The following is a 14,906-nucleotide window of genomic DNA, read 5'->3' on the forward strand; positions in this document are numbered from 1 at the left end:
CCCGCGACCGACCAAGGACAGGCCCCATGATCCCCGATTTCGCCCCCGATTCCGCTGACGCCCTGCCGCTTTGGGCGGTCTGGAAGGGCGATCCCCTGGCCGACCAGGCCGGTCCCTGGCCCGCAGCCAGCGGATTTTCCGGGAAGATGGCCGAGATTTGCCTGCTGCCCAACGCCTCGGGCGGGCTGGCCGGGGCCTTCCTGGGTCTGGGCGACCGCGCACAGGCCAGCCGCCACCGCTTTGCCCTGGCCCATGCCACGGCCCTGCCGCCGGGCACCTGGCGCGTCGCCCTGCCCCAGGGGGCCGACCCGAATGAGGCGGCCCTGGCGCTGCTGCTGGGCCAGTACCGCTTTTGCCGCTACAAGGGCGCGCCCTATGCCGGGCCGCAGTTCATCTGCCCCGAAGGCGCCGATCCCGCCCGGATCCGCGCCCAGGCGGCCGGAGAGTTCCTGACCCGCGACCTGATCAACACCCCCGCCAACGACATGGGGCCTGATGACCTGGAGGCCGCCGCCCGCGCCCTGGCGGATAAGATCGGGGCCAGCATCGCGGTGATCGCCGGCACCGGCCTTCTGGACGCCGACCTGCCGATGATCCACGCGGTCGGCCGCGCCGCCGAACAGGCCCCGCGCCTGATCGACATCCGGCTGGGCGACAGCGGCCCGCGCCTGACGGTGGTCGGCAAGGGGGTCTGCTTCGATACCGGGGGCCTCGACATCAAGCCCTCGGCATCCATGCTGCTGATGAAAAAGGACATGGGCGGGGCGGCCACCGCACTGGGCCTGCTGAAGATGCTGGCGCTGACCGGCGCGGCGGACCGGATGCGGATCCGGGTGCTGCTGCCGGTGGTGGAAAACAGCGTTTCGGCGGGTTCATTCCGGCCGGGCGACGTGCTGACCAGCCGCAAGGGCCTAACGGTCGAGGTGAACAACACCGATGCCGAAGGCCGGCTGATCCTGGCCGATGCGCTGACGCTGGGGGCCGAGGAAGCGCCCGACCTGATGATCTCGCTGGCAACGCTGACGGGGGCGGCGCGGGTGGCGCTTGGACCCGACCTGCCGCCGTTTTACTGCGACGACGACGCCACGGCCGACGCGCTGTCCCGCGCCGCCATGGCCGTGCGCGATCCGCTGTGGCGGATGCCCTTCTGGGACGGCTACGAATCGCAGATCGAGCCGCCCATCGCCGATCTGGACAACGCGCCATCGGGCGGGATGGCCGGGTCGATCACCGCCGCCCTGTTCCTGCGCCGCTTCGCCCAAGGCGCCGGGCGCTATGTCCACATGGATATCTATGGCTGGCAGCCCGTCCTGGCGCCGGGCCGTCCCAAGGGCGGCGTGGGCCAGGGGGCGCGCGCGATCCTGGCGGCCCTGCCGCAGATCCTGCCATGACGCTGGACCGCCGCCTGACCCCCGCCACGGATCGAGTCGCCCTGGACAGCCTGTGCGGGGTGATCGAACGGCCCGCCTATACCCCCGGCCAGGCCGCGCGGCTGATCGTGCCGCTGGCCGACCTGATGACCGCGCCCGATGGTCGCCGCGACCGGCAGGTGAATTTCGGCGCCGATGTCACGGTGATCGAGACGCGTGGGGACTGGTGTTTCGTCCAGGCCGCGCTGGACGGCTATTGCGGCTGGATGCCCGCCGCCGCGCTGACCCGCGACCTGGCCCCCGTCACGCATCGGGTGACGGCCCCCGCGACCCATGTCTATCCCGCCCCGGACATGAAGCGGCCGGAACGGGCCAGCCTGTCCCTTGGCGCGCGCCTGTCGGTCACAGGGACCGAGGGGCGCTTTGCCCGGCTGGCCGACGGCGGCTTCGTTCCCGTCCAGCATATCGGCGACCAACCCGCGTCCGACCCGGTGCCGGTGGCCGAAAGCCTGGTGGGCACGCCCTATCTGTGGGGCGGCAACAGCCGCTGGGGCATCGACTGTTCGGGGCTGGTGCAGGCGGCGCTGACGGCCTGCGACATCCCCTGCCCCGGCGACAGCGACCTGCAACGCGACGCCTTTCCGGCGGCAGACGGCATCCGGCGCGGCGACCTGTTGTTCTGGCCCGGCCATGTGGCCCTGGCCATGTCGCCCGACCTGATGATCCATGCGACCGCCTGGACCATGGCGGTGATCGTCGAGCCCATCGGCCAGGCCATCGCCCGCATCGACGCGCAGGGCGACGGGCCGTTCCTGGGTGTCCGCCGCCCGCCTCTGGCGCAGCCCGCCGCCATCGCCTAGACCGCGCCGAAAAGTAAGGAGACGCGGCCATGTTCACCGTTTCGCTGATCGCATCGCCCCTGCGCGCCAACCTGACGCGGCAGACGGCGCAGGGCCTGGCCGACCGCTGGGGCGGCGGGCCGGTCCGCTGGCTGAACCCCGCCATCGCGGCGGAATTCGACCTGTCCCACAGGCCCGCCGATTTCCAGGACGCCTGGGCCGATCTGCACGCCCAGACGCTGGATCTGGCGATCCAGCCCACCTGGGGGCGGCGCAAGAAAATCCTGCTGGCCGACATGGATTCCACCATGATCGGCCAGGAATGCATCGACGAACTGGCCCATGTCGCGGGCGTCGGTCCGCGCGTGGCCGAAATCACCGCCCGCGCCATGAACGGCGAACTGGACTTCAACGGCGCCCTGACCGAACGGGTGTCGCTGCTGGCGGGCCTGAAGGACAGCGTGATCGCGGATGTGCTGGCCTCTCGCATCACGCTGGCCGCGGGCGGGGCGGAACTGGTGGCGACGATGCGCGCGAACGGCGGCTATGCGGCGCTGGTCTCGGGCGGCTTCACGGCCTTCACGCAGGCGATTGCCGACCGGCTGGGCTTTGACGAACACCGCGCCAACACCCTGCTGGCCCAGGGCGGGCTGCTGACCGGCCAGGTCGGAATGCCGATCCTGGGGCGCGAGGCCAAGGTCGAGGCGCTGCAATCGATCGCGGCGGCGCGCGGCCTGACACCGGCGGATGCGATCGCGGTGGGCGACGGCGCCAACGACCTGGGGATGATCCAGCTTGCCGGGACCGGGGTGGCGCTGCACGCCAAGCCCTCGGTCGCGGCCCAGGCGCAGATCCGCATCGACCACGGCGACCTGACGGCGCTGCTGTACCTGCAAGGCTACTCCGCCAGCGATTTCGTCACGGGCTGATCGCCAGCACCGTTTCCGCCGCTGGACGCGCGACGCTGGCGGCGGCGCCCGTCCCCGCCCAGAAGGCGCCATAGCCGTCGTTCCCCCGCGCCTTGGCGGCGGCATTCAACGCCTTTCCGATGTCATAGGCCATCGGATAGCCCGCCACGTCCCGGTCGTCGATGGCGGTGAAATCATTGACCAGGCAACGCGCCGGACGCCCCGAGATCGCCCGCGTCATTGCCGTCCGCCCGCCCGACAGGGCGGCACGATGGGCGGGCGGGGTCGCCGACTCGGGCGCGCGCAGGAAGGCGGTGCCGCATTGCACGGCGACCGCCCCTGCCGCCATCGCGGCGCGCGCCGCCGCCCGGTCCATGATCGCCCCGGCGGCAACCACCGGCAGGCCCAACGGGACCAAGGCCCGCACAAGGGCCGCATGATCCAGCCGGGCGTCCGGCCCGTCCGGGTCGAAGATGCCACGATGGCCGCCCGCCTCCCATCCCTGGGCCACGATCACGTCGAAGCCCGCATCGTGGATCGCCTGCCCCTCGGCGACCGAGGTCGCGGTGGCCCACAGCCTGCACCCAGCCGCTTTCAGTGCGGCGATCTGGCCCGGCTCGGGCAGCCCGAAATGGCAGCCGACGATGGCGGGCCGTTCGGCCAGCAGCATCGCCAGCATCGCGTCATTGCCGCGGAAACTGGGATAGATCTCGGACAGCGCGGCGGGCGGCTCGGCCCCGAAGCGCGTGAAGACCGGGCGAAGCACATCGATCCAGCCCGCCTCTCGGGACGGATCGCGGACGGCCGGGGCGTGGCAGAACAGGTTCACGCCGAACATCCGGTCGGTCCCCTGCCGCACCGCCCGGATCGCTCGGCCCGCCGACGCCGCGTCCAGGGCGCCGAAGGCCAGGAACCCCAGGCCCCCCGCATTGCAGACCGCCACCGCCAGTTCCGGCGTCGAGGTTCCCGCCATCGGCGCCTGCACCACGGGGTGTATCACGTCATCGAACATCGGCCGCTCCTGTGTTTTGCCTTGGCACAAGTATCCCACGGGGTGAGCCGCGCCCGGAAGAAAGTCCAGTGGACTTTCTTCAGCGGCGAACGCCTGCCGCCCTGCGGCGGGCCGGGGGGTGTGAAACCCCCGGCCTTCGCCGCTTTACAAAACCCGGCCAAAGGCGCATGGCGCGCCCCATGCTGGATTTGTCGCTGGACCTTCTGCTGATCCTTGCCGCCGCCGGTTTCGCGGCAGGCTTCATCGACTCGATCGCCGGGGGCGGCGGGCTGATCACCCTGCCGGTGCTGATGCTGGCGGGGATCCCGCCCGCTCAGGCGCTGGCCACCAACAAGGTGCAAGGGGTCTTCGGCGCGGCGACGGCGGCGGTCAGCTATGCCGCGCGGGGGCTGGTCGATCTGCGCAGCCAGTGGAAATCGGCGCTGATCGCCGGGCTGGCCGGGGCGATCGGCGCGGCGCTGGTCAGCTATCTGCCCACCGACAAGCTGAGGCTGGTGCTGCCGGTGATCCTGATCGCCATCGCCCTGTTCTTCGCGCTGAAGCCGGGCCTGAACGACCTTGACCGGGTACAGCGGATCGCGCCCGCCGCCTTTGCCCTGACGGCGGTGCCGCTGGTCGGGTTTTATGACGGGGTTCTGGGACCGGGGGCGGGGTCGTTCTATATGATCGCCTTCGTCACCCTGGCGGGTTACGGCGTTCTGAAGGCCACCGCCCATACCAAGCTGTTGAATTTCGCGTCGAACCTGGGCGGGCTTGCGGCCTTCGCCCTTGTGGGCCAACCCTTGTGGCTGGTGGGCATCGTGATGGGCGTGGCGCAGATCGCGGGCGCGATGCTGGGGTCGCGGCTGGCCAGCCGGATCGGCGCGCGGCTGATCAAGCCGCTGCTGGTCGCCACCTCGACCGCGCTGGCCTTGCGGCTGATCTGGCAGATGCTCTAGGACGGAAAGCCCGGCGCCGTCCGCATCTCTCCGGTGGGGATGCCGCGCCAGTTGCGGATCGGGTCGGTCAGGAACCGGCCGACCGCCGGGTCGGCCTTGTCCAGAACGCCCAGATGGACCAGCAGGGCGGTGATCGCGGCCTCGGCCGCGCGGGTGCCGCCATCGGTGATCTTCAAGGCCACGCCCAGGCCCTGATCGGGCAGGATCGCCACGAACACCGCCTCGGCCCCGGTCTTGGCGGCGACGCGGCCGCCCATGGCGCGCATCAGGACCGTGCAGGCCCGCCCCTCGCCCGCGACCAGGTCGGGATGGGCGCGCATCGCATCCACAAGCCGCCGCATCGCCCGGCCCCGCCGATCGTCGGCCGGATCGGCAAAACCCGCCATCGCGCGACCCAGCCCCGCCAGCGAACAGGACCAGTTCGGGGCCGAGCAGCCGTCGATGCCGTATCCGGGGCTGACCTCTCCGGTGACCTCTTCGAACGCGGTCTTCACGGCCTGCTGGACGGGATGGCCGGGATCGACATAGTCGGCGCCGCCGCCCAGGTGCCGGTTCAGCGTCAGGAAACCCGCGTGCTTGCCCGAACAGTTGTTATGCAGCTGGCAGGGGGATTCGCCGCCGCAGGTCAGGCGGCGGTTTTCATCGGGGTCGCGCGGCATGTGGCAGCCGCAGCGCAGATCGGATTCGCCCAGCCCCAACGCATTCAGCCATCGGCCCACGGCGTCCACATGCAGCCGCGCGCCGCTGTGGCTGGCGCAGGCAAGCGCAAGGTGCCGGTCGGTCAGGCCCGCCGCATCGGCCGCGCCGCTTTCGATCAGGGGCAGCGCCTGGATCATCTTGCAGGAGGACCGGGGAAAGATGATCTCGCTGGGACAACCCCAGGCCTCGACCACGCCCTTGGTGTCGCAGATGACGGCATGGCCGCAATGCAGGCTTTCGCGCTGGCCGCCGCGCCGCAACTCGATCAGTTCCGCTGGTCGCATGGCTTTTCCCCTGACAATTGCGCGATTTCCGGCCTTGCGCTCTTTCTCGCGCGGTGATTTTGGCTATCGTGACCGCAGATGGTTGAAAAGACCACGGCAATCGGGAAAAACCCCCCTGATGCGGCGAAAACTATGGCAGGAGGCCAGAGCATGACCAAGACCACGCTGCGCGGCATGACCGCAGCCCTTGCCCTGATCGCGGGCCTGGGGACCGCAGGGGCGCAGGAATCCACCAATGTCGTCGCGACCGAAGGCGACTGGACCGTCTTCGCGGCGGAAAATCCCAAGGAATGCTGGGCGGTTTCGCCGCCCAAGGCGACCCAGAACACCGACGCGAACGGCGCCCCGCGCGAGGTGACTCGCGGCGATATCCGCCTGTACGTGGCCTATCGCCCCGGCCAGAACGGCGAGGTCAGCTTCAGCGGCGGCTATCCCTTCGCCCCCGACAGCACGGTCGAGGTCGATGTCGGCGGCGCCAAGTTCAACCTGTTCACCGAGGGCGAAAGCGCCTGGACCGGCAGCGCATCCGAGGATGAAAAGCTGATCGGCGCCCTGCGCGGCGGCACGAACGCGGTCATCACCGGACGGTCGTCGCGCGGCACGGTGACCAAGGACACGTTCAGCCTGGCCGGGATCACGGCGGCGACCAACACGGCGCGGGCGCGCTGTCAGTGACGCAGGCCGGGGGACTTCACGTCCCCCGAGTCCTCTGGGGGATATTTGGACCAAGGCAAAGGGGCGAGGCCGGTTGATTTTCGGCCTCGTTTCGCTTATCTGCGGGTCTTTCGCCCCTTATGCCGCCGGTTGACCCATGAACGCGCCCATCACGCAGGATGTCCTCACCCTTCCCCGCAAGCTGCCGGACAGCGGGCGGGTGAACATCGTCGGCCTGACGCGCGGCCAGTTGCGCGAGGCGCTGATCGCCGCGGGCACGCCAGAAAAGCAGGCCAAGATGCGCGTGGGCCAGGTCTGGCAGTGGATCTATCACTGGGGCGTCCGCGATTTCGCGCAGATGCCGAACCTGGCCAAGGATTACCGCGCCCTGCTGGCCGAGAAATTCGAGATCGCGCTGCCCGAGATCGTCACCCGCCAGATCAGCGAGGACGGCACCCGCAAGTATCTGGTCCGCATCGCCGGCGGCCATGAGGTCGAGACCGTCTATATCCCCGAGGAAGGTCGCGGCACCTTGTGCGTGTCGAGCCAGGTCGGCTGCACGCTGACCTGTTCCTTCTGCCATACCGGCACCCAGAAATTGGTGCGCAACCTGACGGCAGGGGAAATCGTCGGCCAGTTGATGCTGGCGCGCGACGACCTGGGCGAATGGCCCCTTCCCGGCGCCCCCAAGGATGAAACCCGGCTGGTCAGCAATATCGTGCTGATGGGGATGGGCGAGCCGCTGTACAACTTCGACGCCGTGCGCGACGCGATGAAGGTCTGCATGGACAACGAGGGGCTGTCGCTGTCCCGCCGCCGCATCACCCTGTCGACCAGCGGCGTCGTCCCCGAGATCGCCCGCACCGCCGAGGAGATCGGCTGCCAGTTGGCCGTCAGCTTCCACGCCACCACCGACGAGGTGCGCAACGTGCTGGTGCCGATCAACAAGCGGTGGAACATCGCCACGCTGCTGGACGCGCTGCGCGATTATCCGCGGCTGTCGAACAGCGAACGGATCACCTTTGAATACGTGATGCTGGCTGGGGTGAACGACAGCGACGAGGACGCGCACCGGCTGGTCGATCTGATCCGGGGCATTCCCGCCAAGATCAACCTGATCCCCTTCAACGAATGGCCGGGCGCGCCGTATAAACGGTCCAGCAACAACCGCATCCACGCCTTCGCGGACATCATCTACAAGGCGGGCTACGCCAGCCCGATCCGCACCCCGAGGGGCGAGGACATCATGGCCGCCTGCGGGCAATTGAAGTCGGCGACGGAACGGGGGCGCAAGTCGCGGGCGGAGATTGCGGCTGAGGTGGGGTGAGGCCCGTCGATTTCATCCGCTCTTTCTGATAACCTTGCCCAAGCGCGTCTGTGCGAGGTGGTCATGTTGAGGCTCTTACTTTTCGCCGTCGGGGCGCTTGGGGCGGCCCCTGCCCTTGCCGATTGGGTCTATCGGGCCCCCGAAGCATCGGACGACACGGGCAGCGTCTATGTTCAGAACAGGCAGGGGCACCGGCTGGATCTTGGATGCGGGAACGGCGGTTTTGTCGGGCTTTCCCTAAGGCCCGATTTGCGGCCCGCCAATGTCAGCCGCATCGAACATGCGATTCTGCAACTGCGTATCGATGAACGCCCGCCTCTGTTTCTGCCCGTGACCTGCCAGGATCATGGCTGCGATCAGGCGGCGCTGCATCTTGGCAAGCCCTTCACCGTCGCCGAGATAGAGGCCGTTGTCGCCGCGTTGCGGTCCGGTTCCTCGCTGGAAATCGCCTTGGGCGCGCAAACGATGACACGGTTCAGTCTGACTGGCTCCTCTGCGGCACTTGGCCGCCTGAAAGAACAGAACCCAAGTTGCGAGGGGCTTTGATCCGCAGGCGTCAGGCTGGCTTCGGCCACCCATCGATGATCTCCACCGCCTCCTCGGCCGTCTCCACATAGCGGAACAGCCCTAGATCCTCCTCTGAAATCGTCCCGGCCTCGGCCAGGCCCTTCCAGTTGATGATCCCTTCCCAGAACTCGCGCCCGAACATCAGGAAGGGAACGCGGGCCATGCGGCCGGTCTGGATCAGGGTCAGGGCCTCGAAGGTTTCGTCCAGGGTGCCGAAGCCGCCGGGGAAGATGGTGATCGCCCGCGCGCGCATCAGGAAATGCATCTTGCGGATCGCGAAATAGTGGAAGTTGAAGCACAGTTCGGGCGTGACATAGACGTTGGGCGCCTGTTCGTGGGGCAGCACGATGCCCAGGCCGATGGACTTGCCGCCCGCCTCGTGCGCGCCGAGGTTGCCCGCCTCCATCACGCCGGGGCCGCCCCCGGTGGTGATGACGAATTCCCGCCCGCCGGTTTCCAGGCTGCGGCGGGTCATTTCCTGGGCGAACAGCCGCGCCTCCTCGTAATAGGCCGAGAGCCTCGCCAGCGTTGGCGTGCGCGCCACGGCCGCGTTCTCGGGCGACGGGATCCGCGCACCGCCGAACATCACCACCGTCGATTCCACCCCGGCCTCGTCCAGCAGCATCTGCGGCTTCAGCAGTTCCAGTTGCAGGCGGACCGGGCGCAACTCCTCGCGCAGCAGGAAGTCGCGGTCGGTGAAGGCCAGTTGATAGGCGGGCGCGCGGGTCTGCGGCGTGTCAGGGATATGCCGGGCACGGTCCGCATCCTCGTCGCTATGCGGAAAGGGGTGGGCGCGGTCCTCGGGGGTCTTGGTCGCGTCGTTCATTCGGATCCTCGTGGCGCCCGGCGGATTGCGCGGGCCTTGTCCCAGCCTTATAGCCCAGGGGTGACAGTTTCCACCCGCAGCAGGAGAGGCCGATGACCCAAGCACTTGAGACCGCCATCGAGGCCGCGTGGGAAGCCCGCGCCGAGATCGACAGCGCCACCACCGGCATCGTGCGCGAGGCGGTCGAGGAGACGCTGGCCCAACTGGACAGCGGCGCCCTGCGCGTGTCCGAAAAACGCGGCGCCGACTGGCATGTGAACCAGTGGGCGAAAAAGGCCGTGCTGCTGTCCTTCCGCCTGAACGACATGGAACAGATGTCGGGCGGCCCGCAGGGGTCCAGCTGGTGGGACAAGGTGCCGACCAAGTTCGAAGGCTGGGGCGACAACCAGTGGCGCGCGGCCGGGTTCCGCGCCGTGCCGGGGGCCATCGTGCGGCGCAGCGCCTATATTGCGCCGGGCGCGGTGCTGATGCCGTCCTTCGTGAACCTGGGCGCCCGCGTGGGCGAGGGCACGATGGTCGACACCTGGGCCACGGTCGGTTCCTGCGCGCAGATCGGCAAGAACGTCCACCTGTCGGGCGGCGTCGGCATCGGCGGCGTCCTTGAGCCGTTGCAGGCCGGTCCGACCATCATCGAGGACGACTGCTTCATCGGCGCCCGGTCCGAGGTGGTCGAGGGCTGCATCGTCCGCGAAGGATCCGTCCTGGGCATGGGGGTCTTCATCGGCCAGTCCACCAAGATCGTCGACCGCGAAACGGGTCAGGTGATGTATGGCGAGGTTCCGGCCGGATCGGTCGTCGTCGCCGGGTCGCTGCCGTCGAAGAACGGCGTGAACCTGTATTGCGCGGTGATCGTCAAGCGGGTGGACGCGCAAACGCGCTCCAAGACCTCGATCAACGAACTGCTGCGGGATTGACCACGCTTTACATCGACGCCGACGCCTGCCCGGTCAAGCCAGAGGCGGAACGGGTGGCGACGCGGCTGCGGGTGCCGATGGTGCTGGTCTGCAATGGCGGGCTGCGGCCCCCGGCCAATCCGCTTGTCACGCTGAAGATCGTGGCCGAAGGCCCGGACGAGGCCGACAAGTGGATCGCCGATCAATGCGGGCCGGGCGACGTGGTGGTGACGGGCGACCTGCCGCTGGCCGACCGCTGTTTGAAGGCCGGGGCGCGCGTCGTCACCCATGACGGCGAGGTGCTGAGCCTTGCCAATATCGGCCCGCGCCTGGCGACCCGCGACCTGATGGCGGATCTGCGGGCCTCGAACCCGTTCATGCAGGGCGGCGGCGCCAGCTTCGGCAAGGCGGATCGGGCGCGATTCCTGCAAGTGCTGGACCGCGAAGTGGGCGCCGCGCTGCGCGGCTGACGAACCGATCCGCGCCGCCCCGCGTTGCCCCCCGACCAAAGGGGGCAAGCGTGCAGGACGATCCGACGATACGGGAACTGCTGGAGGCAGCGGGCGATGCCTCGGACGGGGACACGACCACGGTCGGCCAGATCGTTGAATCGCTGGGCGAGAATTCCCTGACGCCGAACCTGATCTTCGTGGCGCTTGCGGTGGTGTCGCCCCTGTCGGGGATCCCGCTGTTTTCGTCGATCTGCGGAATCACCATCGCGCTGATCTCGACGCAGATGCTGGTCGGGCGGGACCATCTGTGGCTGCCCGGTTTCGTGATGTCCCGCCAGATCGACAGCGGCAGGCTGGACCGCGCCTTGCAGGCGCTGCGGCGTCCGGCGGGGTGGCTGGACCGCATCACCCGGCCCCGGCTGCGCCTGCTGGTGCGGGGGCCGGTGCGCAAGCTGACGCAGGCGCTGTGCATGATCTGCGGGATGACCATGCCCTTCCTGGAAGTGGTGCCCTTCACATCGACCCTGCTGGGCGCGGTGGTCAGCCTGCTGGCCTTCGGGATGCTGGCGCGCGACGGGCTGTTCACGGTGCTGGGCCTTGCCGCGCTGCTGTCGCTGGGCGGCGGCGCGTTCTGGATCCTCGGATAAGCGGCGAAACCCTGTCGTCCTGCCTTGCGCCCTGACCGCGCATGGCTATAACCCCGGACGATTTATCAGCCGCCAGCCCCAGGGGACCGCCATGCCGAAAAGAACCGATATCAAGTCGATCCTGATTATCGGCGCAGGTCCCATCGTCATCGGCCAGGCCTGCGAATTCGACTATTCCGGCGCCCAGGCCTGCAAGGCGCTGCGCGAGGAAGGCTATCGGGTGATCCTGGTCAACTCGAACCCCGCGACGATCATGACCGACCCGGAAATGGCGGACGCCACCTATATCGAGCCGATCACCCCCGAGATCGTCGAAAAGATCATCGCCAAGGAACGCCCCGACGCGCTGCTGCCGACCATGGGCGGGCAGACCGGGCTGAACACCGCCCTGGCCCTGGCGGATGCGGGCGTGCTGAACCGTTACGGCGTGGAGCTGATCGGCGCGCAGCGCGCCGCCATCGAGATGGCCGAGGACCGCAAGCTGTTCCGCGAGGCGATGGACCGGATCGGGCTGGAAAACCCCAAGGCCACCATCGTCGCCGCCCCCAAGGGCGCGAACGGCAAGTATGACATTTCGGCGGGCGTGGCCCAGGCCATGGACGCGCTGGAGGAGATCGGCCTGCCCGCCATCATCCGCCCCGCCTTCACCCTGGGCGGCACCGGCGGCGGCGTCGCCTATAACCGCGACGATTATGAACGCATCGTGCGGTCAGGCCTGGATGCCAGCCCCGTGGCGCAGGTTCTGGTCGACGAAAGCCTGCTGGGCTGGAAGGAATACGAGATGGAGGTCGTGCGGGACCGCAACGACAACGCCATCATCGTCTGCTCCATCGAGAACGTCGATCCGATGGGGGTCCACACGGGCGATTCGATCACCGTGGCCCCGGCCCTGACCCTGACCGACCGCGAATACCAGATCATGCGCAACGGCAGTATCGCCGTGCTGCGCGAGATCGGCGTGGAAACCGGCGGGTCCAACGTGCAATGGGCGATCAACCCCGCCGACGGCCGCATGGTCGTGATCGAGATGAACCCGCGCGTGTCGCGGTCCTCGGCGCTGGCCTCCAAGGCCACCGGCTTTCCCATCGCCAAGATCGCGGCCAAGCTGGCCGTGGGCTATACGCTGGACGAGCTGGACAACGACATCACCAAGGTCACACCCGCGTCGTTTGAACCCTCGATCGACTATGTGGTCACGAAGATCCCGCGCTTCGCCTTCGAGAAATTCCCCGGCAGCAAGCCCGAACTGACCACCGCCATGAAATCCGTGGGCGAGGTCATGGCGATCGGCCGCAGCTTCCACGAATCGCTGCAAAAGGCGCTGGCGTCCATGGAAAACGGCCTGACCGGCCTGGACGAGATCGCCATCGAAGGCGCCGCCGAACAAGGCAAGCCCGCCGTGATCGCCGCCCTGTCCCGCGCCACCCCGGACCGGCTGCGCATCATCGCCGAGGCGATGCGCTTCGGCATGACCGACGATGAAATCCAGCGCGTCACCAGCTTCGATCCCTGGTTCCTGGCCCGCCTGCGCGAGATCGTGGACGCCGAACACAAGGTCCGCCACGAGGGGCTGCCCCAGGACGCCGACGGCCTGCGGGCGCTGAAGATGATGGGCTTCACCGACGCCCGGCTGGCCTACCTGACCGGCCGCGACGAATCCGACATCCGCCGCGCCCGCCGCAACGCCGGCATCCTGCCCGTCTTCAAGCGCATCGACACCTGCGCGGCCGAATTCGAAGCCCAGACCCCCTATATGTATTCCACCTATGAAGCGCCCGCGATGGGCGACGTGGAATGCGAATCCCGTCCGACGGATGCGAAAAAGGTGGTGATCCTGGGCGGCGGGCCGAACCGGATCGGCCAGGGGATCGAGTTCGACTATTGCTGCTGCCACGCCTGCTTCGCGCTGACCGACGCGGGCTATGAGACGATCATGGTCAACTGCAACCCCGAAACGGTGTCCACCGACTATGACACCTCGGATCGCCTGTATTTCGAACCGCTGACGCTGGAGCACGTTCTGGAAATCCTGCGCGTCGAGCAGGAGAACGGCACCCTGCACGGCGTGATCGTCCAGTTCGGCGGCCAGACGCCGCTGAAACTGGCCAATGCGCTCGAGGCCGAGGGCATCCCGATCCTGGGCACCACGCCCGACGCCATCGACCTGGCCGAGGACCGCGAGCGGTTCCAGAAGCTGCTGAACGACCTGGGCCTGCGCCAGCCCGTCAACGGCATCGCCAGCAGCGCCGAACAGGCGCTGGACATCGCCGGGCAGGTCGGATTCCCGCTGGTCATCCGCCCCTCCTATGTCCTGGGCGGCCGGGGGATGGAGATCGTGCGCGACATGGACCACCTCAAGCGCTACATCACCGAGGCCGTGACCGTATCCGGCAAGAACCCGGTGCTGCTGGACAGCTATCTGTCCGGCGCGATCGAGGTCGACGTGGACGCCCTGTCCGACGGCGAGACCGTCCATGTCGCGGGCATCATGGAGCATATCGAGGAAGCCGGCGTCCATTCCGGCGACTCGGCCTGCTGCCTGCCGCCCCACACGCTGGACGCCGCCACCATCGACGAACTGAAGCGCCAGACCGTCGCCATGGCCCGCGCCCTGAAGGTCAAGGGCCTGATGAACGTGCAGTTCGCCATCAAGGACGGCGCGATCTATGTGCTGGAGGTGAACCCGCGCGCCAGCCGCACCGTGCCCTTCGTCGCCAAGGCCACCGACAGCGCCATCGCCTCGATCGCCGCAAGGCTTATGGCGGGCGAGCCGATGTCGAACTTCCCCCTGCGCGCGCCCTATCCGGCAGGCGTCGGCCCCGAGGACGACCTGCCCTTTGCCGATCCGATGACCCTGGCCGATCCGATCACGCCCTGGTTCTCGGTGAAAGAGGCGGTTCTGCCCTTCGCCCGCTTCCCCGGCGTCGACACGCTGCTTGGGCCGGAAATGCGTTCCACCGGCGAGGTGATGGGCTGGGACCGCAACTTCGCCCGCGCCTTCCTGAAGGCGCAGATGGGCGCGGGGTCGAACCTGCCTTTCGAGGGTCGGGTATTCCTGTCGGTCAAAGATGCCGACAAGTCCGAAGCCTTGGCCGATGCGGCCCGCGACCTGACGACGATGGGTTTCCAGTTGATCGCGACCAGCGGCACCGCCGATTTCCTGGCCGCAGCCGGGGTCGAAACCGCCCGTGTGAACAAGGTCTATGAAGGCCGCCCCAATATCGTCGACCGGCTGAAGAACGGAGAGATCGCCATGGTCCTGAACACGACCGAGGGCGCCCAGGCCATCGCCGATTCCCGTGAGATCCGGGCGGTCGCGCTGTACGACAAGATCCCCTATTTCACCACCGCCGCCGGCAGCATCGCCGCAGTGGCCGCCATCAAATCGCGCGAGGAAGGCGAAGTGGGCGTCAGAAGCCTGCAAGCGTGAAGAAACGGGACAGTCGGCGGTCCCGGATGCCGGCTGTCCTGCTTCGACACCGGGTTTCGA

14 protein-coding genes are annotated in these 14,906 nt (G+C 68.4%); 11 read left to right on the plus strand and 3 right to left on the minus strand.

Annotated features, from left to right (window positions below; translation table 11 throughout):
- The first annotated feature begins 26 nt into the window (after positions 1-26).
- Genes PARHAE_RS07550 through serB form a run of 3 tightly spaced genes read left to right on the plus strand, consistent with a single transcriptional unit; the run spans position 27 to position 3,138 of the window.
- Positions 27-1,391 carry a leucyl aminopeptidase family protein gene (locus tag PARHAE_RS07550; RefSeq protein WP_126153998.1) on the plus strand — a complete coding sequence of 455 codons (1,365 nt, stop codon included), beginning with the start codon at positions 27-29 and terminating at the stop codon, positions 1,389-1,391.
- Positions 1,388-2,230: a C40 family peptidase gene (locus PARHAE_RS07555; RefSeq protein ID WP_126153999.1), complete on the plus strand. Its 843-nt coding sequence runs from the start codon at positions 1,388-1,390 to the stop codon at positions 2,228-2,230. Before PARHAE_RS07550 ends, PARHAE_RS07555 begins: the two co-directional genes overlap by 4 nt.
- Positions 2,231-2,259: 29 nt before the next feature.
- Complete coding sequence (serB, locus tag PARHAE_RS07560; protein ID WP_126154000.1) at positions 2,260-3,138, plus strand: phosphoserine phosphatase SerB; 879 nt, start codon at positions 2,260-2,262, stop codon at positions 3,136-3,138.
- On the opposite strand, the gene PARHAE_RS07565 is transcribed toward serB, so the two are convergent.
- Positions 3,128-4,129, minus strand: a complete 1,002-nt coding sequence (locus PARHAE_RS07565; RefSeq protein WP_126154001.1) for an NAD(P)H-dependent flavin oxidoreductase — start codon at positions 4,127-4,129, stop codon at positions 3,128-3,130. The genes serB and PARHAE_RS07565 overlap by 11 nt on opposite strands.
- 179 nt (positions 4,130-4,308) lie before the next feature.
- Between PARHAE_RS07565 and PARHAE_RS07570 the strand changes: the two genes are divergently transcribed.
- On the plus strand, positions 4,309-5,067 hold the full coding sequence (locus tag PARHAE_RS07570; protein WP_126154087.1) for a TSUP family transporter: 759 nt from the start codon (positions 4,309-4,311) through the stop codon (positions 5,065-5,067).
- Here the strand turns inward: PARHAE_RS07570 and PARHAE_RS07575 are convergent.
- The gene (locus PARHAE_RS07575; RefSeq protein ID WP_126154002.1) at positions 5,064-6,050 is read right to left on the minus strand and encodes an asparaginase; all 987 of its coding nucleotides are present in this window, start codon (positions 6,048-6,050) and stop codon (positions 5,064-5,066) included. The genes PARHAE_RS07570 and PARHAE_RS07575 overlap by 4 nt on opposite strands.
- Positions 6,051-6,200: 150 nt before the next feature.
- Between PARHAE_RS07575 and PARHAE_RS07580 the strand changes: the two genes are divergently transcribed.
- From PARHAE_RS07580 to PARHAE_RS21025, 3 genes are all read left to right on the plus strand, one after another.
- Positions 6,201-6,725: an invasion associated locus B family protein gene (locus PARHAE_RS07580; protein ID WP_126154003.1), complete on the plus strand. Its 525-nt coding sequence runs from the start codon at positions 6,201-6,203 to the stop codon at positions 6,723-6,725.
- Positions 6,726-6,861: 136 nt separating this feature from the next.
- Positions 6,862-8,031 (plus strand): dual-specificity RNA methyltransferase RlmN, encoded by a 1,170-nt coding sequence (gene rlmN / locus PARHAE_RS07585; RefSeq protein WP_126154004.1) that lies wholly within the window; start codon positions 6,862-6,864, stop codon positions 8,029-8,031.
- A gap of 57 nt (positions 8,032-8,088) precedes the next feature.
- Positions 8,089-8,577 carry an invasion associated locus B family protein gene (locus PARHAE_RS21025; RefSeq protein ID WP_164555175.1) on the plus strand — a complete coding sequence of 163 codons (489 nt, stop codon included), beginning with the start codon at positions 8,089-8,091 and terminating at the stop codon, positions 8,575-8,577.
- Between the two features lie 10 nt (positions 8,578-8,587).
- Here PARHAE_RS21025 and PARHAE_RS07595 read toward each other — a convergent pair whose 3' ends face one another.
- Positions 8,588-9,424 carry an LOG family protein gene (locus PARHAE_RS07595; RefSeq protein WP_126154006.1) on the minus strand — a complete coding sequence of 279 codons (837 nt, stop codon included), beginning with the start codon at positions 9,422-9,424 and terminating at the stop codon, positions 8,588-8,590.
- A 92-nt stretch (positions 9,425-9,516) separates the two neighbouring features.
- On the opposite strand from PARHAE_RS07595, the gene dapD reads away from it, so the two are divergent.
- The 4 genes from dapD to carB all read left to right on the plus strand — a co-directional run bounded on the left by dapD (position 9,517) and on the right by carB (position 14,846).
- Positions 9,517-10,338, plus strand: a complete 822-nt coding sequence (gene dapD / locus PARHAE_RS07600; protein ID WP_126154007.1) for a 2,3,4,5-tetrahydropyridine-2,6-dicarboxylate N-succinyltransferase — start codon at positions 9,517-9,519, stop codon at positions 10,336-10,338.
- Positions 10,335-10,787: a YaiI/YqxD family protein gene (locus PARHAE_RS07605; protein ID WP_126154008.1), complete on the plus strand. Its 453-nt coding sequence runs from the start codon at positions 10,335-10,337 to the stop codon at positions 10,785-10,787. Before dapD ends, PARHAE_RS07605 begins: the two co-directional genes overlap by 4 nt.
- Positions 10,788-10,837: 50 nt before the next feature.
- Entirely contained in the window at positions 10,838-11,416 is a 579-nt protein-coding gene (locus PARHAE_RS07610) for an exopolysaccharide biosynthesis protein (RefSeq protein WP_126154009.1), read from the plus strand.
- 91 nt (positions 11,417-11,507) lie between these two features.
- Positions 11,508-14,846, plus strand: a complete 3,339-nt coding sequence (gene carB, locus PARHAE_RS07615) for a carbamoyl-phosphate synthase large subunit (RefSeq protein WP_126154010.1) — start codon at positions 11,508-11,510, stop codon at positions 14,844-14,846.
- Positions 14,847-14,906 lie beyond the last annotated feature (60 nt).

Source organism: Paracoccus haematequi, assembly GCF_900631945.1.
Classification (GTDB): Bacteria; Pseudomonadota; Alphaproteobacteria; order Rhodobacterales; family Rhodobacteraceae; genus Paracoccus; species Paracoccus haematequi_A.

Excerpts from the sequence above, each read along its gene's own strand:
- PARHAE_RS07580 (WP_126154003.1), top strand. The coding sequence starts at position 6,201 with ATGACCAAGACCACGCTGCGCGGCATGACCGCAGCCCTTGCCCTGATC.
- carB (WP_126154010.1), top strand. The coding sequence starts at position 11,508 with ATGCCGAAAAGAACCGATATCAAGTCGATCCTGATTATCGGCGCAGGT.
- PARHAE_RS07565 (WP_126154001.1), bottom strand. The coding sequence starts at position 4,129 with ATGTTCGATGACGTGATACACCCCGTGGTGCAGGCGCCGATGGCGGGA.
- PARHAE_RS07570 (WP_126154087.1), top strand. The coding sequence starts at position 4,309 with ATGCTGGATTTGTCGCTGGACCTTCTGCTGATCCTTGCCGCCGCCGGT.
- dapD (WP_126154007.1), top strand. The coding sequence starts at position 9,517 with ATGACCCAAGCACTTGAGACCGCCATCGAGGCCGCGTGGGAAGCCCGC.
- PARHAE_RS07595 (WP_126154006.1), bottom strand. The coding sequence starts at position 9,424 with ATGAACGACGCGACCAAGACCCCCGAGGACCGCGCCCACCCCTTTCCG.
- rlmN (WP_126154004.1), top strand. The coding sequence starts at position 6,862 with ATGAACGCGCCCATCACGCAGGATGTCCTCACCCTTCCCCGCAAGCTG.
- PARHAE_RS07575 (WP_126154002.1), bottom strand. The coding sequence starts at position 6,050 with ATGCGACCAGCGGAACTGATCGAGTTGCGGCGCGGCGGCCAGCGCGAA.
- PARHAE_RS07550 (WP_126153998.1), top strand. The coding sequence starts at position 27 with ATGATCCCCGATTTCGCCCCCGATTCCGCTGACGCCCTGCCGCTTTGG.
- serB (WP_126154000.1), top strand. The coding sequence starts at position 2,260 with ATGTTCACCGTTTCGCTGATCGCATCGCCCCTGCGCGCCAACCTGACG.
- PARHAE_RS07555 (WP_126153999.1), top strand. The coding sequence starts at position 1,388 with ATGACGCTGGACCGCCGCCTGACCCCCGCCACGGATCGAGTCGCCCTG.